This window comes from Streptomyces sp. FIT100 (assembly GCF_024584805.1).
Classification (GTDB): Bacteria; Actinomycetota; Actinomycetes; order Streptomycetales; family Streptomycetaceae; genus Streptomyces.
This window is the reverse complement of sequence record NZ_CP075715.1, coordinates 964992-975000: the sequence shown is the minus strand read 5'-3', so window position 1 is coordinate 975000 and position 10009 is coordinate 964992. Positions and strand designations below refer to the sequence as shown.

Below are 10009 nucleotides of genomic sequence, written 5' to 3'. Positions count from 1 at the left end.
GGTAGCGAAATTCCTTGTCGGGTAAGTTCCGACCTGCACGAATGGCGTAACGACTTCTCGACTGTCTCAACCATAGGCCCGGTGAAATTGCACTACGAGTAAAGATGCTCGTTTCGCGCAGCAGGACGGAAAGACCCCGGGACCTTTACTACAGTTTGATATTGGTGTTCGGTTCGGCTTGTGTAGGATAGGTGGGAGACTGTGAAGCGGCCACGCCAGTGGTTGTGGAGTCGTCGTTGAAATACCACTCTGGTCGTGCTGGATGTCTAACCTGGGTCCGTGATCCGGATCAGGGACAGTGTCTGATGGGTAGTTTAACTGGGGCGGTTGCCTCCTAAAGAGTAACGGAGGCGCCCAAAGGTTCCCTCAGCCTGGTTGGCAATCAGGTGTTGAGTGTAAGTGCACAAGGGAGCTTGACTGTGAGACCGACGGGTCGAGCAGGGACGAAAGTCGGGACTAGTGATCCGGCGGTGGCTTGTGGAAGCGCCGTCGCTCAACGGATAAAAGGTACCCCGGGGATAACAGGCTGATCTTCCCCAAGAGTCCATATCGACGGGATGGTTTGGCACCTCGATGTCGGCTCGTCGCATCCTGGGGCTGGAGTCGGTCCCAAGGGTTGGGCTGTTCGCCCATTAAAGCGGTACGCGAGCTGGGTTTAGAACGTCGTGAGACAGTTCGGTCCCTATCCGCTGTGCGCGTAGGAGTCTTGAGAAGGGCTGTCCCTAGTACGAGAGGACCGGGACGGACGAACCTCTGGTGTGCCAGTTGTTCTGCCAAGGGCATGGCTGGTTGGCTACGTTCGGGAGGGATAACCGCTGAAAGCATCTAAGCGGGAAGCCTGCTTCGAGATGAGGACTCCCACCTCCTAGAGAGGGTAAGGCTCCCAGTAGACGACTGGGTTGATAGGCCGGATATGGAAGCCAGGTAACTGGTGGAGTTGACCGGTACTAATAGGCCGAGGGCTTGTCCTCAGTTGCTCGCGTCCACTGTGTTAGTTCTGAAGTAACGAACTCGCCTTTTGCTGGCTGGTAGTTCGATATCTTCATAGTGTTTCGGTGGTCATAGCGTTAGGGAAACGCCCGGTTACATTTCGAACCCGGAAGCTAAGCCTTTCAGCGCCGATGGTACTGCAGGGGGGACCCTGTGGGAGAGTAGGACGCCGCCGAACAATCATTCAGGGAGAGCCCCGGACCGTCACGGTCCGGGGCTTTTCTGCGTGATCAGGATTTTCCAACCCGTACCCCCTGTGTACGACCCCCGGATGGCGGCAGGTAAAGTCAGGGGGCATCATTGGCACGTTCCACAGGAGGCCCCCGGGTGGAGGTCCAGGAGACTCGCGTTCAGACGGACCGGGTGCTCACCATCCCCAACATCCTCAGCATGGCCCGCCTGCTCGGTGTGCCCTTGTTCCTGTGGTTGATCCTTCTCCCTGAGTTCGGCGGTCCGAAGGCCGACGGCTGGGCTCTACTCGTGCTGGCGCTGAGCGGTGTCAGCGACTACCTCGACGGCAAGCTGGCCCGGCGCTGGAACCAGATCAGCAAACTGGGCCGGATCCTCGACCCCGCGGCCGACCGGCTTTACATCCTTTCCACCCTGGTGGGGCTCACCTGGCGTGAGATCCTGCCGCTCTGGCTCACCGCTGCGCTATTGGCCCGGGAGTTGATGCTGCTGGTGATGGTGGGAATCCTTCGCCGGCACGGCTATCCGCCACCCCAGGTGAACTTCCTGGGTAAAGCTGCAACCTTCAACTTGATGTACGCCTTCCCGCTGCTCCTGCTCAGTGACGGAAACGGGTGGCTTGCGTCACTCGCTGAAGTTTTCGGATGGGCGTTCGCCGGATGGGGTACAACTCTCTATTGGTGGGCAGGGATCCTCTACGTGGTTCAGGTCCGCCGGCTCGTCAGGGCGGATGCCCCGGCCGATTGAGCCGATGTCCGGAGCTGTGGTGAGACCGCCGGCCCGCGGATGACGAAACCAGGGCCTACCCGGACGGGTGAAGTCGGCTAGACCGTCGTCTCTTCAAGGAGGACGCTTCCGACATGAAGGCCGTCGTGATGGCTGGTGGCGAAGGTACCCGACTTCGCCCCATGACCTCGAGCATGCCCAAGCCACTCCTGCCGGTGGCCAATAGGCCGATCATGGAGCATGTGCTGCGCTTGCTGAAGCGGCATGGGCTCAATGAGACCGTCGTAACCGTTCAGTTTCTCGCGTCCCTGGTCAAAAACTACTTCGGTGACGGCGAAGAACTGGGGATGGAGCTCACATATGCCAACGAGGAGAAGCCACTCGGCACCGCGGGGAGCGTGAAGAACGCCGAGGAGGCGCTCAAGGACGATGCGTTCCTCGTCATCTCCGGCGATGCGCTCACCGATTTCGACCTCACCGACCTCATCGCCTTCCATAAGGAGAAGGGCGCCCTCGTCACGGTGTGCCTGACCCGGGTGCCGAATCCACTGGAATTCGGCATCACGATCGTGGACGAACAAGGGAAGGTCGAGCGGTTCCTCGAGAAGCCGACCTGGGGACAGGTCTTCTCGGACACGGTGAACACCGGTATCTACGTCATGGAGCCGGAGGTCTTCGACTACGTCGAGGCGGACGTGCCCGTGGACTGGTCCGGTGATGTGTTCCCGCAGCTCATGAAGGAAGGCAAGCCGATCTACGGCTACATTGCCGAGGGCTACTGGGAGGACGTGGGCACCCACGAAAGCTATGTGAAGGCGCAGGCCGACGTACTCGAAGGCAAGGTCGACGTCGAACTCGACGGCTTCGAGATCTCGCCCGGCGTATGGGTCGCCGAAGGGGCCGAGGTGCATCCCGACGCGGTACTCCGCGGGCCTCTCTACATCGGTGACTACGCCAAGGTCGAGGCCGATGTGGAAATCCGCGAACACACCGTCGTCGGCTCCAACGTGGTCGTCAAGAGCGGCGCGTTCCTGCACCGGGCCGTCATTCACGACAACGTCTACATCGGACAGCACAGCAATCTCCGCGGCTGTGTGATCGGCAAGAACACCGACATCATGCGGGCCGCGCGCATCGAGGACGGCGCCGTCATCGGCGACGAATGCCTGATCGGCGAGGAATCGATCGTCCAGGGCAATGTGCGGGTCTACCCGTTCAAGACCATCGAGGCCGGCGCCTTCGTCAACACCTCGGTCATCTGGGAGTCGCGCGGCCAGGCGCATCTCTTCGGAACCCGGGGCGTGTCCGGGATCCTCAACGTGGAGATCACGCCTGAGCTCGCCGTGCGCCTCGCGGGGGCGTATGCGACGACGCTCAAGAAGGGCGCCACCGTCACCACGGCACGCGACCACTCCCGCGGTGCCCGGGCGCTCAAGCGGGCGGTGATCTCGGCGTTGCAGGCCAGCGCCATCGACGTACGCGACCTCGAGAACGTCCCGCTCCCCGTGGCACGCCAGCAGACCGCGCGCGGCAGCGCCGGCGGCATCATGATCCGCACCTCTCCCGGCGTGCCGGACTCCGTCGACATCATGTTCTTCGACGAGCGAGGGGCGGACCTCTCCCAGGCCAGGCAGCGCAAGCTCGACCGGGTCTACTCACGGCAGGAGTACCGCAGGGCGTTTCCCGGTGAGATCGGGGACCTGTCCTTCCCGCCCGCGGTCTTCGACTCGTACACCGGATCGCTGCTGCGGCACGTCGATACGACGGGGGTCGCCGAGGCGGGCCTCAAGGTGGTCGTCGACGCCTCGAACGGCAGCGCCGGGCTCGTTCTGCCGAGCCTGCTCGGCCGGCTCGGGGTGGACGCACTGACGATCAACCCCGGCCTCGACGAGGCCCGGCCCACCGAGACCGCCGACACCCGCAGGTCCGGACTGGTGCGCCTCGGAGAGATCGTGGCATCGGCCCGCGCCGCGTTCGGTGTGCGGTTCGACCCCGTAGGCGAACGGCTTTCGCTCGTCGACGAGCGCGGCCGGATCATCGAGGACGACCGGGCGCTGCTCGTCCTGCTCGACCTCGTCGCCGCCGAGCGGCGCAGCGGACGCGTCGCGCTGCCCGTGACGACCACACGCATCGCCGAGCAGGTCGCCGCCTACCACGGCACGCAGGTCGAGTGGACGACGACGTCGCCCGACGATCTGACCCGGGTCGGCCGGGAGGACTCCACCATCTTCGGTGGGGACGGCCGTGGCGGCTTCATCATTCCGGAGTTCAGCAGCGTTTTCGACGGCACTGCGGCGTTCGTGCGGCTGATCGGGCTCGTGGCCCGCACCCAGCTCACGCTCAGCCAGATCGACGCGCGGATCCCGAGGGCGCATGTGCTGCGCCGGGACATGGCGACACCATGGGCCGTCAAGGGCCTTGTGATGCGCCGGGTCGTCGAGGAGGCCGGGGACCGCTCCGTCGACACGACCGATGGGGTGCGTGTCGTCGAGGCCGACGGCCGCTGGGTGATGGTGCTGCCTGATCCCGCCGAGGCCGTCACCCATCTGTGGGCGGAGGGGCCGGACGACGCGTCGGCCCAGGCCCTGCTCGACGAATGGTCAGGAGTCGTCGACAGCGCAGGTCAGTGAGGCACCGACCGGGTTCGTCACGGAGGTGACGACAGGACGCCGGAGGGCGGCTCGGCCCGCCCTCCGGCACATCGGTGGGGCCATTCGGCGGTAACGGCTGCGACGTGCGACGATGTGCGGCATGCCGCAGCCGCCCCCCGTTCGGAGCACCCCCACACCCCCGCCACGCCCCGATGCTTCCATGTCGTTGCTGACCAACGTCATGGACCACAGCCTCGACGACGGATACGCGGAGGCGGCGGCGCGCAGGGATGCCGAGGGCGGCGGGCTGCCGAGGACGGTGCGGGCCAAACTGGGGCTCGCGGCCGGGCTGGTCCTGGCCGCCCTGGTGGTGACGCTGGGGGCGGCGCAGGCGCGGATATCGGCACCCGTGGTGGCGAAGGAGCGCGAGGAGCTCATCGACCGTATCGACGCCGAGACCGAGGCGGCCGACCGGCTCGAGGCCGAGGTCGACGGGTTGCGCGACGAGGTGGGGGAGCGGCAGCGCAAGGCGCTGCAGCAGCACGGCGGCGACCAGGGCGAGCTGGTCGCGCTGCTCTCGGGCGGCACGGAGGTGCACGGCCCCGGGATCAAGCTCGTCGTCGACGACGCGTCCGACGCCGGCTCGGGCGGTGGCGGACCTCGGGAGAGCAGCGGCTTCTCCGACACGGGCCGGGTACGCGACCGGGACATGCAGCGGGTCGTCAACGGGCTGTGGCAGTCGGGTGCGGAGGCCGTCTCGATCAACGGGCAGCGGCTGACCGCCCTGTCCGCCATCCGGGCGGCCGGCGACGCCATACTGGTCGACAACAGGCCGCTGGTGCCGCCGTACACGGTGCTGGCGGTGGGGGACGGGAACAAGCTGAGCACCGCCTTCCAGGACAGCGCCGACGGGCAGTACTTGCACGCGCTGCAGGAGAACTTCGGCATTCGCACCAGCATTTCCGCGCAGGACGAGGTGCGTCTGCCTGCCGCGCCGAGCCTGATCGTACGTACCGCAGAGCCGAGGGCCGCCGATGCCGCAACGGGCAGCGGACAGGCCACGGAAGAGACAGGGAAGGGCACATCGTGATCGCCGTACTGGGCCTCGTCGTGGGAGTCGTGGCGGGGCTGTTGCTCCGCCCCGAAGTGCCGGCGGTGGTCGAGCCCTACCTGCCGATCGCCGTTGTCGCGGCCCTGGACGCGGTCTTCGGCGGGCTGCGGGCCATGCTCGACGGGATCTTCGTCGACAAGGTCTTCGTCGTCTCCTTCCTGTCGAACGTCGTGGTCGCCGCGCTGATCGTGTTCCTCGGGGACAAGCTCGGCGTCGGCGCGCAGCTGTCCACGGGTGTCGTGGTGGTGCTCGGCATCCGGATCTTCTCCAACGCCGCCGCCATCCGCCGGCACGTGTTCCGGGCGTGAGGCCGATGAGCGACAGCGAAACCATGCGCGACGACGAGCAGACCCCCGAGACGCCGCAGACCCTGGCCGCGCCGCGGACACCTGGCGAACCCCGGACGCTTGGCGAACCCCGGACACCTGCCGAGCCCCAGGCACCGGGGGAGCCCCGGGCATCGGCGGAACCACCGGCATCCGCGGATCCCCGCACGTCCGCGGAAACCGCGGTGGATCAGGTGGATCAGGTGGAGCAGGTCCAGGACACGCTCACCGGCCGGCAGCGCCTGACCGCCGCGCTCTGGCCGCCCAGGGTCACCCGCGCCCAACTCATCGTCGCCCTCCTGCTGTTCGTCCTCGGCCTCGGCCTGGCCATCCAGGTCCGGTCCACCAGCGACAACAGCGCACTGCGCGGAGCGCGCCAGGAGGATCTGGTGCGCATCCTCGATGAACTCGATGACCGCACCAAGCGTCTGGAAGATGAGAAGCAGCGCCTGGAGAACCAGCGCACCGAGCTGGAGACCAGCTCGGACCAGGCGGAGGAGGCGCGCAAGCAGACGCAGGAAAAGGAGCGGCAGCTGGGGATCCTCGCCGGTACGGTGGCGGCCGAGGGGCCGGGCATCACACTGACCATCGAGGACGCGGCCGGAGCGGTCGAGTCGGACATGCTGCTCGACGCGATCCAGGAGCTGCGTGCCGCGGGCGCCGAGGCCATCCAGATCAACGGCGTCCGGGTCGTCGCCGACACCTACCTCTCCGGAGACGCCGGCGACATCGAGGTCGACGGCAAGGGGATCAGCGCACCGTACGGCTTCAAGGTCATCGGCAAGTCCCAGGACCTGGAGACTGCGCTGAACATCCCCGGAGGTGTCGTGCAGACGCTGGAGAAGGAGCAGGCCACGGCCACCGTGACACGCTCCGAGAAGATCGTCGTGGATGCCTTGCGACCGGCGCAACGGCCTGACTACGCTCGGTCGTCCTCCCAGTGAGGCGGGGCACCGGCGGAGGGAACAAGAGGGGCACCGGACAAGCGCGAGAGGTTGCGGGGGGTCGACGCATCGTAAGCATGCTGCGTGGTGGAAACTGTCCGGAGGTTACGGACGTTGTGAGGATGTCCGGGTCGGCAGGTGTGTTCAGTCAGGGTTCCTGCCCCACGGGCGGGTCAGTTTCGGTCAAGGGGAATCGCCCGTGAAGTTGTTTGGGAAGTTGTTCGGCAAGAGCGCACGCGAGGAGAGCGGCACCGCCCGCCATCGCGCACCGCGCCATGGCCAGGAGGCGGAGCAGAGCGGCGAGCGCCCGCTCTTCAGGGATGAGGTCGCCGGTTCCGATGGTGACATTCCCGGCGGTCAGGGCGCGTCTGCTGTTGACCCTGCCGGTCCCGGCCGCATAGGTTTCGGGGAACCGCCAACCTCAAGTACGGGTGGAGGGTTTGCCTCCGACCCGTATGCGTCCCAGGCCCCCGCGGGGCAGCCGCGGCAGGAGGATTCGTCCATGCCGGTTTGTACGCGATGCGGGCACCGCAACGCCGAAGCCAGCCGCTTCTGCTCCAACTGCGGCGCACCGCTGCGGCCCGGGGTGCCGGCGGAGCGTGCTGCGGAGACGACCTCGACGATCTCCATCTCCGGGATCGAGGCATACGAGTCGGAGACCACGGGCCAGACGCCCGTGCCGTCGCTCTCGCCCGAGGCCCAGGCCGCGGTCGACGCCCTGCCGCTCGGCTCCGCGCTGCTCGTCGTGCGCCGCGGCCCGAACTCGGGCAGCCGCTTCCTGCTGGACGGCGAGCTGACCACGGCCGGACGTCACCCGCAGAGCGACATCTTCCTCGACGACGTCACCGTGTCACGCCGCCACGTGGAGTTCCGCCGGTCGCCCGACGGCCGCTTCACCGTCACGGACGTCGGCAGCCTCAACGGCACGTACGTCAACCGTGAGCCGATCGACTCGGCCGTGCTGTCGAACGGTGACGAGGTCCAGATCGGCAAGTACCGGCTGGTCTTCTACTCGAGCCAGCGGGGCGTGTGACCCTCAAGGAAGGTCCATGCTGCGAACACCCTCGGGCGGTGCCGGTCACGGCACCGCCGGTGGCAACCGGCTGGTCAGCATCGGCTCGGTGCTGACCCAGCTGCGCGACGAGTTTCCCGAGGTCACCATCTCCAAGATCCGTTTCCTGGAGGCCGAGGGACTGGTCGAGCCGAGGCGCACCCCGTCCGGCTACCGCAAGTTCAGTCCGGAGGACGTCGAGCGGCTGGCCCAGGTGCTACGCATGCAGCGTGATCACTACCTTCCGCTCAAGGTCATCCGGGAGCACCTCGACGCCCTCGCCCGCGGTGAGCAGCTCGCCGCACCGGCGCAGGGCGCGCCCCGGGACCCGTACGACCCAGGGAGCGAGCCGGATCCCGACCGCCCGACCGCGGCCCGGGTCGGCCGGTCCGAGCTGCTCGCCGCCGCCGAGGTGACCGAGGAGGAGCTGGTGGAGTGGGAGTCCTACGGACTCATCACTCCCGCGGCCGAGGGCGGTTACGACGCCGAGTCCGTGACCGTGGCCAAACTGGTCGCCGACATGGGCCGATTCGGTCTGGAACCCCGGCATCTGCGCGCCATGAAGGCCGCCGCCGACCGCGAAGCCGGATTGGTCGAACAAGTGGTCGCACCGCTGCGCCGGCACCGCAATCCGCAGACCAGAGCCCATGCCGAGGCGACCACCAAGGAACTGGCCGACCTTTCCGTCCGCCTCCACGCCGCCCTGGTCCAGACCGCCCTCGGCGTCCGTTTGCCGTGATCGGGTGCTGATCTTGGCGGAGCCCGACTACCCAAACCTGCCGGGCACGTCCTAGGGTTGCTGTGTGAACGAGCTCGACGTTGTGGGTGTCCGGGTGGAAATGCCCTCCAACCAGCCGATCGTGCTCCTGCGCGAAGTGGGAGGCGACCGGTACCTCCCCATCTGGATCGGCCCGGGGGAGGCGACCGCGATCGCCTTCGCACAGCAGGGAATGGCCCCCGCCAGGCCGCTGACCCACGATCTCTTCAAGGACGTCCTGGAGGCCGTCGGGCAGGAGCTCACGGAGGTGCGGATCACCGACCTGCGGGAAGGCGTGTTCTACGCGGAGCTGGTCTTCGCCAGCGGAGTCGAGGTCAGCGCCCGTCCTTCCGACGCCATAGCCCTCGCACTGCGCACCGGCACGCCGATCTACGGCAGCGACGGGGTCCTGGACGACGCGGGCATCGCGATCCCGGACGAGCAGGAGGACGAGGTGGAGAAGTTCCGCGAGTTCCTCGACCAGATCTCGCCCGAGGACTTCGGCTCCAGCAGCCAGTGACCTGCGGGTCGGCGGACCGCGGAGGTCATCACCACACCGGGTGCAGGTGCCCAATCGAACAGCACTTCCCCGGATCGGGGTACGCAAACCACTCTCAGGGTGATTATCACTCGGCGTGCCGAGTGTGGCGATCGTTGACGCACCCCGAGTGACTGCCTACCGTCGTGATGGCAGGTCAAGGACGGAGGTCGGCGTGAGAAGCAGCGGCGACGGTACGGCAGGGGGCCCCCTCGGAGTGAGTCCGGGGCGGGGCGCGTCGTATCCGCTTCACATCGGTTCGGTCGAACCCTCGGCCGACTCACCGACCGAGACGGTCGGCTACCGCGGCCCGACCGCGTGTGCCGCGGCAGGCATCACCTACCGGCAGCTCGACTACTGGGCACGCACCGGGCTCGTCGAGCCGAGCGTGCGTCCGGCGTACGGATCGGGCACCCAGCGGCTCTACAGCTTCCGCGACGTCGTCGTCCTGAAGATCGTGAAGCGCTTCCTCGACACGGGCGTCGGGCTGCAGAACATCCGGACCACGGTGCAGCACCTGCGGGCCCGCGGATTCGCGGACCTCGAGCGGATGACGCTGATGAGCGACGGCGCGACCGTCTACGAGTGCTCGTCGCCCGACGAGGTCGTGGACCTCCTCCAGGGCGGTCAGGGGATCTTCGGCATCGCCGTCGGCGTCGTCTGGCGCGACGTCGAGGCGGCACTGTCCCAGCTGCACGGCGAGCGCATCGACACGGGCGAGACGCTCATCGGGCACAATCCCGCCGACGAGCTGGCCCGACGGCGCCGCGACCGGGCCGTCTGAAC

The 10009-nt window shown here is 67.1% G+C and carries 9 protein-coding genes and 2 rRNA genes (1 of these 11 running past the window's edge); all 11 read left to right on the top strand.

What is annotated here, in order from left to right:
* Nucleotides 1-971 (top strand): 23S ribosomal RNA (locus tag KK483_RS04165) (it extends 2148 nt beyond the left edge of the window).
* Between the two features lie 80 nt (nucleotides 972-1051).
* Nucleotides 1052-1168: ribosomal RNA gene (gene rrf, locus KK483_RS04160) — 5S ribosomal RNA — on the top strand.
* Nucleotides 1169-1317: 149 nt separating this feature from the next.
* Nucleotides 1318-1926: a CDP-alcohol phosphatidyltransferase family protein gene (locus tag KK483_RS04155; RefSeq protein WP_262003810.1), complete on the top strand. Its 609-nt coding sequence runs from the start codon at nucleotides 1318-1320 to the stop codon at nucleotides 1924-1926.
* Between the two features lie 113 nt (nucleotides 1927-2039).
* Nucleotides 2040-4535 (top strand): mannose-1-phosphate guanyltransferase, encoded by a 2496-nt coding sequence (locus KK483_RS04150; RefSeq protein WP_262003808.1) that lies wholly within the window; start codon nucleotides 2040-2042, stop codon nucleotides 4533-4535.
* A gap of 121 nt (nucleotides 4536-4656) precedes the next feature.
* On the top strand, nucleotides 4657-5586 hold the full coding sequence (locus KK483_RS04145) for a DUF881 domain-containing protein (protein WP_262003806.1): 930 nt from the start codon (nucleotides 4657-4659) through the stop codon (nucleotides 5584-5586).
* Entirely contained in the window at nucleotides 5583-5915 is a 333-nt protein-coding gene (locus KK483_RS04140) for a small basic family protein (RefSeq protein WP_242332811.1), read from the top strand. Before KK483_RS04145 ends, KK483_RS04140 begins: the two co-directional genes overlap by 4 nt.
* A gap of 23 nt (nucleotides 5916-5938) precedes the next feature.
* Nucleotides 5939-6877: a DUF881 domain-containing protein gene (locus KK483_RS04135; RefSeq protein WP_399015958.1), complete on the top strand. Its 939-nt coding sequence runs from the start codon at nucleotides 5939-5941 to the stop codon at nucleotides 6875-6877.
* 94 nt (nucleotides 6878-6971) lie between these two features.
* Nucleotides 6972-7910: an FHA domain-containing protein gene (locus KK483_RS04130; RefSeq protein ID WP_262009340.1), complete on the top strand. Its 939-nt coding sequence runs from the start codon at nucleotides 6972-6974 to the stop codon at nucleotides 7908-7910.
* A 16-nt stretch (nucleotides 7911-7926) separates the two neighbouring features.
* Nucleotides 7927-8667 (top strand): MerR family transcriptional regulator, encoded by a 741-nt coding sequence (locus KK483_RS04125; protein WP_262003800.1) that lies wholly within the window; start codon nucleotides 7927-7929, stop codon nucleotides 8665-8667.
* Between the two features lie 64 nt (nucleotides 8668-8731).
* Nucleotides 8732-9205: a bifunctional nuclease family protein gene (locus KK483_RS04120; RefSeq protein ID WP_026281837.1), complete on the top strand. Its 474-nt coding sequence runs from the start codon at nucleotides 8732-8734 to the stop codon at nucleotides 9203-9205.
* Nucleotides 9206-9398: 193 nt separating this feature from the next.
* Nucleotides 9399-10007: a MerR family transcriptional regulator gene (locus tag KK483_RS04115; protein ID WP_399013268.1), complete on the top strand. Its 609-nt coding sequence runs from the start codon at nucleotides 9399-9401 to the stop codon at nucleotides 10005-10007.
* Nucleotides 10008-10009: the final 2 nt, after the last annotated feature.

Bases quoted from the DNA above. Each gene is read 5' to 3' on its own strand.
- KK483_RS04150 (WP_262003808.1), top strand. From the start codon at position 2,040: ATGAAGGCCGTCGTGATGGCTGGTGGCGAAGGTACCCGACTTCGCCCC.
- KK483_RS04145 (WP_262003806.1), top strand. From the start codon at position 4,657: ATGCCGCAGCCGCCCCCCGTTCGGAGCACCCCCACACCCCCGCCACGC.
- KK483_RS04135 (WP_399015958.1), top strand. From the start codon at position 5,939: ATGCGCGACGACGAGCAGACCCCCGAGACGCCGCAGACCCTGGCCGCG.
- KK483_RS04125 (WP_262003800.1), top strand. From the start codon at position 7,927: ATGCTGCGAACACCCTCGGGCGGTGCCGGTCACGGCACCGCCGGTGGC.